Genomic DNA, 12,612 nt, shown 5'->3' on the forward strand with positions numbered 1-12,612 from the left:
AAGAAATGAAAAAGCATATTATAATATTTACTTTAGCGGCCTTTGCATTCTTGAGTTGCGGAGACGACTATACCGTAGACAAACCACCCTACTCTATCGACTCAGAAAACTATTTTAATTCTGAAGATGATTACAACAGGGCGCTTATCGGTGCCTACGATCTGCTACAATCCACTTACCTCAATGCCATGCTTGGCGAAATCGCCTCGGACAACACGGCTTCAGGCGGGGAAAGCGCTACCGATGTCATCGGATTCCAGCAAATTGATGACATGACGCACACACCCGTAAACGCAAACCTCAAAAACCTTTGGGACTGGATGTTTGCCGGGGTAAACCGTTGCAATTACATCATCGAATTTAAGGATAAGACGGATTTTCCTAACAAAAACCAGGTGCTGGGCGAGACCTATTTCCTGCGCGCGTATTACAATTTCGAACTGGTAAAGTGGTTCGGGCCGATTCCGTTGAAAGATGCCAGGTTTACCACTACCGATATTACTTCGATCAAAAGGTCGGAAGTAAAAGACGTATACGCTTCGATCGAGTCTGACCTGCTTTTCGCTATCGACAACCTGAATCCTGTGGCTGCCCAAAAGGGAAGGGCTACGAAAGGTGCCGCACAGGCGCTTTTAGGCAAGGCTTACCTGTACCAGGATAAATTCACCGAAGCGGCTAATGTACTCGAGGCTTTGGTCGGTACCAATACTTATTCGTTGGTTACCGATTATAATTCCATCTTTGAAAATGCAGGAGAAAATGGACCTGAATCTGTTTTCGAAGTACAATATACTGACCTTGAAGGTGCCGGATTTGGCTGCCTGCAATGCAGCGAAGGAAATGTGGCAGTGGGTTTCAGCGGTATCCGTAATTATACCGGCCCGCTTTTTGATTCCGGGTTTAGTTTCAATGTACCAAGGCAGGAAGCCGTGAATGCTTTTGAAATCGGTGACAACCGTAAAAATGTGGCGATACTCGATATCGTGGCGTGGGCTGCTGCCAATAATGCCACTTATGGGACTGGTTATAAGCACACCGGATTTTTCAATCGCAAATATTTACCTAGAAAAGGTGACGCCAATATCGGGGACCAAAACCTGACCAACCCGAACAATTACCGTGCGATCCGTTACGCAGATGTATTGCTGATGGCCGCCGAAGCGTTCAACCGCAGCGGGCTCGATGATGCAAAGGCTCAGGAATACCTCAATAAGGTAAGAAGGCGTGCGTTTGGCGATACGAATCACGACATTACTGCTGTCGGACCGGCTTTGACTGACCTGATCTGGGCGGAAAGAAGGACCGAACTTATGGGCGAAGGACACCGTTTCTTTGACCTTGTAAGGACGAAAAAAGCTGCTTCTGAAATTGAAGGATTTACCATAAATAAAAACGAAGTATTTCCAATTCCAATTGAAGAAATGCAATTCTCAAATGGAAACTGGCAACAAAATCCAGGTTACAATTAATACCTTAAGACTATGAAAAATTTTAAATATCTTATCGGCTTATTTTTAGCAACGATAACCTTAAGTTGCTCTGGCGACAATGATTCCGGAACCGGCTTCCTGGATGACGTTACGGCCCCGACAAACATTTCTGCCTTATTCACCATTTCCCATGATAACAGCGGAAAAGTGACCATCCGCCCTAATGGTGAAGGGGTTTCGGCTTATGAAATTTATTTCGGTGATGGTACTGCAGAGCCTGACACTGTCGCTCCGGGGCAGGATACTCAGCATATCTTTGCTGAAGGGCATTACACTGTAAAAATCGTCGCAATGACCGTAAACGGCAAAACCACAGAATACACCCAGGAACTCGACGTGACGTTCGTAGCTCCTGAAAACCTGCAGATGACCGCAACAGCTACCGTAGGCAATGCCTATCAGTTGAATGTGGGTGCTTCCGCAGCTTTCGAGACGTATTTTGAAGTGCGTTTTGGCGATGACCCGAATGAGGTGCCTGTACAGTTTAATGAAGGCCAGACGATTTCACATACCTATGCAGCTGTCGGCACTTACACTATTACGGTGACGGCTTTCAGCGGCGGTGCAGCCACGTCGCAGGTCACGCAGGATGTTACGGTATTTGACCCGCTTTTATTGCCTGTTAACTTCGAATCACCAACATTGAATTATGCTTTCGGTGACTTTGGCGGCGCAGTTTCTGCGGTAGTCGACAACCCATCGATTTCAGGAATCAATACCAGTGCACGCGTCGGAAGACTCACAAAAAATCCAGGTGCTGAAGTTTGGGCAGGAGTCACTTTGCCTCTAGACCAGCCGATTGATTTTACATCGATGACGAAAATCTCGATCAAGACCTACTCCCCTGCTCCGGGCAAAATCGTAAAACTGAAACTGGAAAACCTGAGCAATGCCAATATCAACATTGAAAAGGATATGACTACGACCGTGGCCAATGGCTGGGAAACATTAACCTATGATTTTGCAGGTGTCAACAGTGCCAACAATTACCAAAGGCTGGTTATTTTCTACGATTTCGGCAACAATGGCACCGGAAGCACTTTCTATTTTGATGACATTATGCAAACAACGGGCGCAGCGCAGATCGTACTTCCGCTGACATTCCAGAATTTGGCTTTGACCTACACCTTCACCGGTTTTGGCGGTGCGAATACTACGGTTGAAAACAACCCGAGCGCCACAGGCATCAATACCAGTACCAGGGTAGCGAAACTGGTGAAGAACAATGGTTCCGAAGTATGGGCCGGTTCGTTCATCAACCTGCAACAACCGATTGATTTCTCAAGCCTGCACAAGATTAAGATGAAAGTCTGGTCTCCGCAATCGGGAATCATCGTAAAACTGAAGCTCGAGAATTTTGCCAACGCAAATATCAATACCGAACTCGATGCCACGACCACCACATCAAACGGCTGGGAGGAACTCACTTATGATTTCACCGGAATCAACAATGCCAACGCTTATCAAAGGGTCGTTGTATTCTTCGGATTCGGCGCTGCCGGCACCGGTGCAAGCTATTATTTTGACGACATACAACTTTCAAATTAAATATGAAAATGAAAAACTTATTCAGAAAAACAGCAGTCCTCCTCGCAGCCATCTGTGCTTTTACAGCCTGTGAGGATGACCATAGCTTTGGCGACATCAATACGCCTTCAAACCTGCAGGTTAATACTGAAATTGTAGGACAATCAGCCGACAATCCTAATGGCGACGGCAGTGGCTTCGTCAATTTTACCGCTACCGCAGAAAACGCCATCAGCTACAAATACATTTTCAGCGATGGCACTGCGCAGAATTCCCCAAGCGGGATCTTCCAGAAAAGGTTCACCATAAACGGAGTAAATACTTATTCCGTAACGGTTTTGGCCAGCGGAAAAGGCGGCGTAACCACGAGCACTACACTCGAAATCACAGTAAAAAGTGACTTTAAAGATGATGAAGCGGTACAATTCCTGACCGGCGGAAGTTCGAAAAAATGGTATTGGGCAGCTTCTGAAGTCGGGCACCTTGGCGTAGGCCCAAATAATGACGACATCACTAAAAATTATTATGGGGATTACTATCAGGCGCAGCCATTCGAGAAAGCCGGATCACCGGACAGCGCTTGTCTATACGACAATGAATTGACGTTCTCACTCGACAACGGCATCCTGAAATATGAACTTGACAATGGGGGACGGACTTTCTTCAATGCGGCCTTCCTGAGCGTTGGCGGCGGTGCGGGCAGCTCCGACTTATGCCTTGATTATAACGCAGGCGGAGTGAAAACCGTCAGCTTATCACCTTCCAATTCCCTGGTGGCAGCGAATCTTAAAAGGGGTACACAAATGACCTTCTCTGATGGTGGTTTCATGGGCTATTACATACAGCAAAGCACTTACGAGATTATGTCGATCACTGAAAACCGTATGGTGGTCCGGGCGGTAATGGGCGGCAATGAGGCACTGGCATGGTACCACACTTTTTCTACGCAGCCTCCTACACAACCGGGTGACGACAATTTCGACAACCTCGTTTTTGAAGATAATTTTGATGTAAACGGCGCACCGGATGCTTCCAAATGGTCATACGACCTCGGTGCCGGCGGATGGGGAAATAATGAAGTACAGTCCTATACGAACAGTGCAGACAATGTGATTGTTGCTGACGGTAACCTGAAAATCACTGCGAAAAAAGAGGGTTCCAATTACACTTCCGCAAGGTTGAAATCAGAAAACAAATTTGAGTTCAAATATGGGAAAATCGAGTTCCGTGCCAAATTGCCAATCGGCGGCGGGACCTGGCCTGCACTGTGGGCATTGGGCCAAAATTATGCAACGAACTCCTGGCCTGCCTGCGGCGAAATCGATGTGATGGAACATGTGGGCAACAACCAGAACGTGATTCACGGAACTTTGCATTATCCCGGAGCTTCCGGTGGAAATGCAAATACCAACAGTACGAATGTTCCGAATGTTTCCACAGAATTCCACGTGTATTCGGTGATCTGGAGCGCGACTTCAATCAAGTTTTATGTCGACGGGAATGTGTACCATTCCTATGCCAATGTCGCAGGTTCGCCTTTCAACGCTGATTTCTTCCTGATTATGAACGTGGCGATGGGCGGAAATTTCGGTGGCACGATTGATCCCGCATTTACGCAATCCACTATGGAAGTCGATTACGTAAGGGTTTACCAATAATATTTTAAATTTTAGCAGAAGGCCGGTACATGCCGGCCTTCATTTTGCTTACCAACAAACTACAAAATGAGAAGAAGGATTTTATTTCTTTCGCTGGCAATTGCCTTAGCCCTGATATGGAGTTGCAGTACAAAAAAAACGGGCATGCAGCACCAGGCCTCTGCCAAAACGGACATTGACCGTAAAGCGGATTCGGTTTTAAGACTGATGACTTTGGAAGAAAAAATCGGGCAGATGAACCAATACAACGGCTTTTGGGAAGTCACAGGGCCTGCACCAAAAGACGGTGCTGCCGCCATCAAATACGAACATCTTAAAAAAGGCTGGGTGGGTTCGATGCTGAATGTTTTAGGCACAAAAGACGTTCGCGCACTGCAGAAAATTGCCGTAGAGGAAACACGCCTGCATATCCCTGTGATTTTTGGTTATGATGTGATCCATGGTTACCAGACCTTAAGTCCAATACCGTTAGCCGAATCCGCAAGCTGGGATTTGGAAGCCATCCAGAAATCGGCTGCCATTGCCGCTGAGGAAGCCGCTTCAGTAGGTGTAAACTGGACTTTCGCGCCGATGGTCGACATTACCCGCGATGCACGCTGGGGCCGCGTCATGGAAGGTGCCGGCGAAGATCCGTACCTGGGAAGCAAAATCGCCTATGCCAGGGTAAAAGGCTTCCAGGGGAATGATTTTAAAAACGCCAAAACCATTGTAGCCTGTACCAAACATTTTGCAGCCTATGGTTTTGCTGAAGCCGGCCGCGATTACAATACGGTCGATATGGGAAATGAGACGCTCTACAACGTAGTTTTCCCACCCTTTAAGGCCACTGTCGATGCTGGCGTATACACTTTCATGAATTCTTTTAACGAAATCAACGGAATCCCTTCCACGGGAAGCGCATTTTTGCAACGGGATGTCCTTAAAGGCGATTGGGGGTTTAATGGTTTTGTGGTGTCAGACTGGGGTTCCATGGGCGAAATGATTGCGCATGGCCAGGCCAAAGACGGTAAGGAAGCCGCTGAAATTGCTGCCAACGGCGGTTCAGATATGGATATGGAATCTTCCGTTTATGTAGAACATCTTGCTGCATTGGTTCGCGAAGGAAAGGTAAAGGAAAGTTACATTGACGATTCGGCCAGGAGGATCTTAAAAGTAAAATTCGAATTGGGATTATTTGATGATCCTTATAAATATTGCAACGAGGCCAACGAAAAAGCTACAGTCGGGAAAAAGGAATTCCACGATGGTGTTTTGGATATGGCAAAAAAATCAATTGTCCTGCTCAAGAACCAAAACGATTTGCTTCCGCTAAAGAAATCCGGCCAAAAAATCGCGCTGATAGGCGCTTTGGCAAATGATAAAAGCAGTCCTTTGGGAAGCTGGCGCGCTGCTGCAAAAGACGGTTCGGCAGTATCTGTACTGGAAGGCATGCAAAAATATACCGGCAACCAGCTTGTGTTTGAAAAGGGGGTAGATGTAGCTGTAGGAACACCCGTTTTTGGATCTGAAACCAAAATTAACGTGACAGATAAAAGCGGATTGGATAAAGCGGTGGCTGCAGCAAAAGATGCTGATGTTGTCGTGATGGTCCTAGGCGAAATCGGTTTCCAGACCGGGGAAGGCCGCAGCCGTGTGGATTTGGAGCTTCCCGGAATGCAGCAGGAATTGCTGGAAGCGGTTTACAAAGCCAACAAAAATATCGTATTGGTTGTCAACAGCGGCCGTCCATTAATCTTAAATTGGGCGGATGCCAATGTGCCCGCGATTGTGGAAGCCTGGCAATTGGGCACCGAAAGCGGCAACGCCATCGCACAGGTTTTGTACGGCGATTACAATCCGAGTGGCAAACTCCCGATGTCATTCCCCAGAAATGTCGGGCAATTGCCCATCTACTACAACCATAAAAACACAGGAAGGCCAAATGGCGGTGGGGAAAGCGTATTCTGGTCGCATTACGGCGATGAGAAAAATACGCCTTTATATCCGTTCGGATATGGCCTGAGCTATTCCAGATTTGAATATTCGAATATCCGTTTAAGCAGTAATACTTTTTCCGGAAATGAGGAAATCAAGGTTTCTGTCGATGTAAAAAATACCGGAAAAGCAGACGGAAAGGAAGTCGTACAAATGTACCTTCGCGATCTTTTTGGCAGCGCTACAAGGCCGGTAAGGGAATTGAAAGGGTTTGAAATGGTGCCGTTGAAGTCTGGCGAAACCAAAACCATTACTTTCAAAATTGACAAAAAACACATCCAATACTATACACCGAAACAGCGTTGGGAAGCAGAGCCGGGTGATTTCAAAGTGTTCATCGGTGGCAATTCGGACGCCCCGCTTAGCGCGGATTTTAAATATGTAAATTAGCCTTTATGAAAAAATTACTAATCCTGTTGCTGGCCGTAAATTGTGGATTTGCACAGCAAAGCAAACGAAAATTAGTCTGGCAGGAAAATTTCAACGGCAAAGCCTTAAATGAAAAAGACTGGAATTTTGAACTTGGCGACGGTTGCCCAAACTGCGGATGGGGCAATAACGAAAGGCAATTGTATACAAAAGAAAACCACAAAATCATTGACGGCAAGCTTGTGATTATGGCCAAAAAGGAAGGAGATAAATATTCCTCTACGCGTATTACGACGCAAGGCAAGCGGCAGTTTAAGTATGGCCGTATTGAAGCCCGTGCTAAAATCCCTGTCGGGCAGGGAATCTGGCCTGCGTTCTGGATGCTCGGCGAAAATATAAGTACAGTGGGCTGGCCACAATGCGGTGAGATTGACATCCTCGAATACATTGGTCGTGAACCGGATATGGTATACACCACTTTACATACCAAGGACACGCACGGCGATCATGCCAGTTCCAAAAAGACAAAAATTGAAACGGTTGAGGAAGGATTCCATGTATATGCAACCGAATGGGATGCCGATAAAATTACGTTTTACGTAGATGACCAATTGGTCTACACCTACCAGCCTGAAAATAAAACGGACGGAAACTGGCCTTTTAACCAGCCGTTTTACATCATCATCAACTGCGCCATAGGAGGTAATTTCGGTGGGCCTGCGGTAGATGACACTATTTTTCCACAGGAATATATCATCGACTATGTAAAAGTGTATCAATAAAGTTAAAGTTAGTTCCAATGAAAAAGGCGCCGTAAAACAGCGCCTTTTTTTAATACTAACCGATTGGTCTTAGTTTTTGGTAAACACAGTTACGTTAGTGAAAGTCTGACCCTCAAAAGTTTCAGTGTTGTAAACTTTCAATGAAGATCCTGACAACTGCTTCACTTCATAAGTTGTAGCCTCACCATCCATAGTTACAACAACAGTGTTACCGCTTTTAGTGTAAGTTCCGTTTGTAACTGTTGCAGCACAAGCATCATCGTAGAACGTATCAGTAATTGTTCCGTCAGCTTTGAACTCTACATTGTCTTTAGTACAACCAGTAGCGTGTGTGTAATCGCTTAAAACTTCCTGGCCCTGAGCAGCCAAACCTTCTTTAGAAAAATTCCATTTTCCTACGATAGAAGCCTCATCGTCGTCGCTGCTGCAACCTACAAAAGCCATACTCAATACCAATACTGCAATCTTTAAAACGTTTTTCATTTTTTTAAAATTTTGATTAATTTGTTTTATGTGGGGCAATAATAGTAATTTTTTTTAATCCATTAAGTTTTTTTTAACTATAATTTTAATGTGGCAATTTGTCTTTCATGATGCCGTAGAGGAAAGTTCCTGATAATGCGCCGATTAAGATTACAATCACAGGAAAAAATCCAGCACCAATCAGGATGAAAATCGGGCCCGGGCAGGAACCCACCAGCGCCCATCCCAGGCCGAACAGCACTCCGCCGATCCAATACCGGGCCGAACCCTTCTCTTTATCCTGTATAACAATGGGTTCCCCTTTGATATCTTTGGCATTTTTCCTTTTGATCCATTGCACTCCAATGAGTCCGGTTGCCACAGCCACCCCGATGATCCCGTACATGTGGAACGACTGGAATTGAAACATTTCGTAAATGCGGTACCATGAAACCGCTTCTGATTTTGTGAGCACTATCCCGAAAACAAATCCGGTGATGATATATTTTAAAGCCTTCATACGTTAGAAGATTAAAGGGTACAACAGCCAGGTCATGATCAGTCCGCCAACAAAAAAACCAATCACGGCTTTCAAAGAAGGCAACTGAAGGTTGCTCAGCCCCTGAATCGCGTGACCGGACGTACAGCCACCGGCATATCTTGAGCCAAACCCGATAAGCAAACCGCCAATCAGGAGTATCGCAAGCATTTGCGGAGATTGAAAGGCTTCATTCCCGAACATATTGTCAGGGGCCAGTTTGCCGTTCGGGGCTTCAAAACCCAGTGTATGCAATTGTTCGATGGTTTTTGGATTGATGGCTACATTCGATGGATCGGACATATAATGTACCGCTACGAATCCGCCGATCATCGCACCGAATACAACAGCCAGGTTCCAGCGCTGTGATTTCCAGTCGAAATTAAAAAAGTCGACGTATTTACCGGCGCCTGCAATGGTGCAAAGCGAACGCAGGTTAGAGGACATACCGAAAGTCTTCCCGAAGAAAATCAGCACCAACATGACCATCCCGATAAGGAAACCCGAAATATACCAGGGCCAGGTTTGGTTAATTAGTTCCATTTTAATGAATTTTGGCAAATGTAGGGAAAAGTTTTCAGTCGCAGTCACCGTCGGCAGTCCCCGCGAACGGGAAACGGCACGGCTTTAGCCCGGATGGAAGCGGCATCCTTTTTCTTTTTTCTTTAAAAAGAAAAAGATATAGCAGACAGCCGGAACAGCTCCTGAAAATTAAAATTATTCTGCTTATTTTTGAAACCGAAATTACATTACATGAAAAAATTTGCAATCGAAATCAAGTGGGCCATCAGGTATATTTTTATTTATATCGCCTGGATTTTCCTTGAAAAATATACCGGGGCGTATGATACCAATATTGAGAATTACATTTGGTATTCTCTGGGGTTCTATGTGCTTGCCTTCCTGATCTATTTAATGGCCGTAAGGGAGAAAAAAACCGATTATTTCGCGAACAGCATGGATTGGAAGCAGGGCAGCATTTCCGGGATTTACATGACATTGTTCATTGCGATCTTGATGCCATTTGCACAAATAGTGATCCAGAAATCGATTGCCCCGGAATTTTTCCCGAACATGATCAAACGCGCCATGGCTTCAAAAAATGCCAATCCACAGGCGATTAAAGATTATTTCAGTTTCCCGGATTACATAACCCAGACGATTTTCCTGACACTTTCCGTCGGGATGATATACGCCACCGCGGCTTCACGCGTTGTTAGGAATAAACACCAAAAATAGAAAGCCATGAGAATAAGCAACGGAATAATATTGGCTTTGGCCACAGCAACAGTGATTTCCTGCGTCAGTACCAAAAGCACCATCAGGAATATTGACAATAATGCGCCAGACATGGTGCTGCTGAAAGACAATACTTTTGAAATTAAGGAATACAGCAATGATCCGAAATATGGTTATGATAAGGACTACCCTATAAACGTATTTTATCTCGACATCAAAAACGACACCATCAATGCGGAGCGCTACCTTAATGCGCTTGCCGGACCGAACGGCGAAAAGCTGCGCTTCAGAAAACTTGAGGATTGCTGCCCCTACCCTACCAAGCGCAACGAAATTGGCGGCGTAGGGATGCTGCAGGTCTATGAAGCCGACTGGGACGGGCCGCACAAACCGGCAAAACTTTATATCAATATTTATGATAAAGGTGAAGTGAAAGTGCCTGTGGGGTTGACATTGAGGAGAAAGTAGCAGCTTTGCGTCTGAGTTGCTGAGTTGCTGAGAGGCTAAGAAACTCAGCAGCTCAGTACCTCAGTAACTTGTTTTCCCAATGTTCATCAAAAATTCATAATTCATCATTATCTTTGCACCTCAAAAAAGCAACACAGATGGATTTAAACAATATCCCTAAAATCAAACATTTAGACAGTGGTAATTTCTTTCTTTTAGCGGGCCCATGCGCTATCGAAGGAGAAGAAATGGCGATGCGCATTGCCGAGCGCCTTATTACCATTACAGATAATCTACAGATTCCTTACGTTTTCAAAGGTTCTTTCAAAAAGGCAAATCGTTCCCGGATTGACAGTTTCTGCGGTATTGGGGATGAAAAGGCATTGAAGATATTGCGTAAGGTATCGGAAACTTTTGATGTCCCGACAGTAACCGACATCCATACGAATGAAGATGCTGCCATGGCTGCAGAATATGTGGATGTATTGCAGATTCCTGCGTTCCTGGTACGCCAGACGGATCTTGTTGTGGCTGCGGCAAACACCGGAAAAACAGTAAACCTCAAGAAAGGGCAATTTATGAGTCCGGAGAGCATGAAGCATGCGGTACAGAAGGTCTTGGACTGCCATAATGAAAACGTAATGGTGACCGACCGCGGAACGATGTTCGGGTACCAGGACATGATTGTCGATTACCGTGGTATCCCGACGATGCAGCAATATGCGACGACCGTACTGGACGTAACACATTCCTTACAACAGCCAAACCAGACGGCGGGTGTGACCGGCGGACGCCCCGACATGATTGAAACCGTGGCCAAAGCGGGAATCGCCGTAGGCGTTGACGGGATTTTTATCGAAACGCATTTTGACCCGGCAAATGCCAAAAGCGATGGGGCAAACATGCTCCACCTGGATTATTTCGAGCCACTGATGCAGAAGCTTGTGGCCATCCGCAAAACCGTGAATTCATTTTAATTCTTATTATTTCCCACTACAATGCTTAAAAATGTTTTTGCCTTTATGGCAGCGATGATGGTTTCCCAATACACTTTTGCGCAGGAAAACAGTCTCCCAAAAAAAGGTATTCCTGATAAGGTTGACAGTCGTTTTTCCAATGATAAATATACGGCCCACAACAAAGGGAAATTTTTCGTTTCCTGGGGTGGCAACCGTGAGAGCTTCAGCCGTTCCGATGTGAGGTTTTGGGGCGATGGTTATGATTTTACCGTGTATGACATGGAAGCGCACGACAAACCTAAGGGCTATCACCTTGATTATTTAAACCCGGGACGCATGACGATTCCGCAGACCAATTTCAGGATGGGGTATTTCATTAATGACCATTACAGCATTTCGATCGGTTGGGATCACATGAAATATGTGATGACACAAAACCAGATGGCGAATGTGACCGGCCATATCAATTTACCTGCTTCGGAGGAAGGGTCGGTATTTAATGGGACTTATGATAATACTGATACAGAAATGAGCGAAGACTTCCTGCAATATGAGCATACGGACGGGCTCAATTATGTTAATACCGAATTTTCCCGTACCGATGACATTTCATCGTTGCTGACCATCGCGAATACGGATAAGATCCAGGTTAATGTAACCGAAGGTGTCGGTGCGGGATTCCTTTTCCCGAAGACCAATACAAAGTTACTGGGCCGCGACAGGCATGATGATTTTCATATCTCAGGGTATGGCGTATCATTAAAGACTGGATTGAATATCACGTTCTTCAAGCATTTTTACATCCAGGGTGAGATTAAGGGCGGTTATATCGACATGCAGGACATCCGTACGACCAAAAGTGACAGCGACCATGCTTCGCAGCATTTCTTTTTCCTGCAGCGCATTATTGCGGTCGGTGGGATTTTCAGGGTGTAAGTGAAATTACCGTTTGCAGTTGCAGTCTTCAGTCAGACAATCACATATAAAACCAGCTGGTATTTCGGGCTGGTTTTTTTATGCCCTGGCCTGGCGTCTTTAGGAGAAATTACCTGAAATGGACCTGGGACCGCACCAGCGATCGAAGCAGGGTGCCGCGCACCGCGTAGAGCGCGGCCCGCAGGGGGCGCCAAAAAAATTAGTCAAAACCGCTTTTGTTACAAAAATTAT

General features: G+C 45.6%; 12 protein-coding genes. 9 read left to right on the forward strand and 3 right to left on the reverse strand.

All coding sequences use genetic code 11. From position 1 onward, the window contains the following. The first annotated feature begins 5 nt into the window (after nucleotides 1–5). The 5 genes from HYN49_RS12890 to HYN49_RS12910 all read left to right on the forward strand — a co-directional run bounded on the left by HYN49_RS12890 (nucleotide 6) and on the right by HYN49_RS12910 (nucleotide 7,800). The gene (locus tag HYN49_RS12890; protein ID WP_108905078.1) at nucleotides 6–1,469 is read left to right on the forward strand and encodes a RagB/SusD family nutrient uptake outer membrane protein; all 1,464 of its coding nucleotides are present in this window, start codon (nucleotides 6–8) and stop codon (nucleotides 1,467–1,469) included. A 12-nt stretch (nucleotides 1,470–1,481) separates the two neighbouring features. Further along, nucleotides 1,482–3,038, forward strand: a complete 1,557-nt coding sequence (locus HYN49_RS12895) for a PKD domain-containing protein (protein WP_108904498.1) — start codon at nucleotides 1,482–1,484, stop codon at nucleotides 3,036–3,038. An 8-nt stretch (nucleotides 3,039–3,046) separates the two neighbouring features. Then, complete coding sequence (locus HYN49_RS12900; protein WP_108905079.1) at nucleotides 3,047–4,675, forward strand: family 16 glycosylhydrolase; 1,629 nt, start codon at nucleotides 3,047–3,049, stop codon at nucleotides 4,673–4,675. 66 nt (nucleotides 4,676–4,741) lie between these two features. After that, the gene (gene bglX / locus HYN49_RS12905; protein ID WP_108904499.1) at nucleotides 4,742–7,039 is read left to right on the forward strand and encodes a beta-glucosidase BglX; all 2,298 of its coding nucleotides are present in this window, start codon (nucleotides 4,742–4,744) and stop codon (nucleotides 7,037–7,039) included. Nucleotides 7,040–7,044: 5 nt separating this feature from the next. After that, nucleotides 7,045–7,800 carry a glycoside hydrolase family 16 protein gene (locus HYN49_RS12910; RefSeq protein ID WP_108904500.1) on the forward strand — a complete coding sequence of 252 codons (756 nt, stop codon included), beginning with the start codon at nucleotides 7,045–7,047 and terminating at the stop codon, nucleotides 7,798–7,800. Between the two features lie 69 nt (nucleotides 7,801–7,869). Here HYN49_RS12910 and HYN49_RS12915 read toward each other — a convergent pair whose 3' ends face one another. The 3 genes from HYN49_RS12915 to HYN49_RS12925 form a co-directional block, all read right to left on the reverse strand. Then, nucleotides 7,870–8,283, reverse strand: coding sequence for a lipocalin-like domain-containing protein (locus tag HYN49_RS12915; protein WP_108904501.1), 414 nt, complete (start codon nucleotides 8,281–8,283; stop codon nucleotides 7,870–7,872). An 85-nt stretch (nucleotides 8,284–8,368) separates the two neighbouring features. Next, nucleotides 8,369–8,782: a DUF6691 family protein gene (locus HYN49_RS12920; RefSeq protein ID WP_108904502.1), complete on the reverse strand. Its 414-nt coding sequence runs from the start codon at nucleotides 8,780–8,782 to the stop codon at nucleotides 8,369–8,371. A gap of 3 nt (nucleotides 8,783–8,785) precedes the next feature. Continuing rightward, entirely contained in the window at nucleotides 8,786–9,343 is a 558-nt protein-coding gene (locus tag HYN49_RS12925; protein ID WP_108904503.1) for a YeeE/YedE family protein, read from the reverse strand. Between the two features lie 210 nt (nucleotides 9,344–9,553). Here HYN49_RS12925 and HYN49_RS12930 point away from each other — a divergent pair, with 210 nt between their 5' ends. The 4 genes from HYN49_RS12930 to HYN49_RS12945 all read left to right on the forward strand — a co-directional run bounded on the left by HYN49_RS12930 (nucleotide 9,554) and on the right by HYN49_RS12945 (nucleotide 12,381). Beyond that, nucleotides 9,554–10,039 (forward strand): DUF4199 domain-containing protein, encoded by a 486-nt coding sequence (locus tag HYN49_RS12930; protein WP_108904504.1) that lies wholly within the window; start codon nucleotides 9,554–9,556, stop codon nucleotides 10,037–10,039. A gap of 6 nt (nucleotides 10,040–10,045) precedes the next feature. Further along, nucleotides 10,046–10,507, forward strand: coding sequence for a 2-dehydro-3-deoxyphosphooctonate aldolase (locus HYN49_RS12935; protein WP_108904505.1), 462 nt, complete (start codon nucleotides 10,046–10,048; stop codon nucleotides 10,505–10,507). 137 nt (nucleotides 10,508–10,644) lie between these two features. Beyond that, a complete protein-coding gene (gene kdsA, locus HYN49_RS12940) occupies nucleotides 10,645–11,463 on the forward strand; it encodes a 3-deoxy-8-phosphooctulonate synthase (RefSeq protein ID WP_108904506.1) in 819 nt (272 codons plus the stop codon). 45 nt (nucleotides 11,464–11,508) lie between these two features. Further along, the gene (locus tag HYN49_RS12945; RefSeq protein WP_245892191.1) at nucleotides 11,509–12,381 is read left to right on the forward strand and encodes a hypothetical protein; all 873 of its coding nucleotides are present in this window, start codon (nucleotides 11,509–11,511) and stop codon (nucleotides 12,379–12,381) included. Nucleotides 12,382–12,612: the final 231 nt, after the last annotated feature.

The sequence above is a fragment of the Flavobacterium pallidum genome, assembly GCF_003097535.1.
In the GTDB taxonomy this organism is placed as follows: Bacteria; Bacteroidota; Bacteroidia; order Flavobacteriales; family Flavobacteriaceae; genus Flavobacterium; species Flavobacterium pallidum.

Excerpts from the sequence above, each read along its gene's own strand:
- HYN49_RS12895 (WP_108904498.1), top strand. The coding sequence starts at position 1,482 with ATGAAAAATTTTAAATATCTTATCGGCTTATTTTTAGCAACGATAACC.
- HYN49_RS12945 (WP_245892191.1), top strand. The coding sequence starts at position 11,509 with ATGGCAGCGATGATGGTTTCCCAATACACTTTTGCGCAGGAAAACAGT.
- HYN49_RS12910 (WP_108904500.1), top strand. The coding sequence starts at position 7,045 with ATGAAAAAATTACTAATCCTGTTGCTGGCCGTAAATTGTGGATTTGCA.
- kdsA (WP_108904506.1), top strand. The coding sequence starts at position 10,645 with ATGGATTTAAACAATATCCCTAAAATCAAACATTTAGACAGTGGTAAT.
- bglX (WP_108904499.1), top strand. The coding sequence starts at position 4,742 with ATGAGAAGAAGGATTTTATTTCTTTCGCTGGCAATTGCCTTAGCCCTG.
- HYN49_RS12890 (WP_108905078.1), top strand. The coding sequence starts at position 6 with ATGAAAAAGCATATTATAATATTTACTTTAGCGGCCTTTGCATTCTTG.
- HYN49_RS12900 (WP_108905079.1), top strand. The coding sequence starts at position 3,047 with ATGAAAAACTTATTCAGAAAAACAGCAGTCCTCCTCGCAGCCATCTGT.
- HYN49_RS12915 (WP_108904501.1), bottom strand. The coding sequence starts at position 8,283 with ATGAAAAACGTTTTAAAGATTGCAGTATTGGTATTGAGTATGGCTTTT.
- HYN49_RS12935 (WP_108904505.1), top strand. The coding sequence starts at position 10,046 with ATGAGAATAAGCAACGGAATAATATTGGCTTTGGCCACAGCAACAGTG.
- HYN49_RS12925 (WP_108904503.1), bottom strand. The coding sequence starts at position 9,343 with ATGGAACTAATTAACCAAACCTGGCCCTGGTATATTTCGGGTTTCCTT.
- HYN49_RS12930 (WP_108904504.1), top strand. The coding sequence starts at position 9,554 with ATGAAAAAATTTGCAATCGAAATCAAGTGGGCCATCAGGTATATTTTT.
- HYN49_RS12920 (WP_108904502.1), bottom strand. The coding sequence starts at position 8,782 with ATGAAGGCTTTAAAATATATCATCACCGGATTTGTTTTCGGGATAGTG.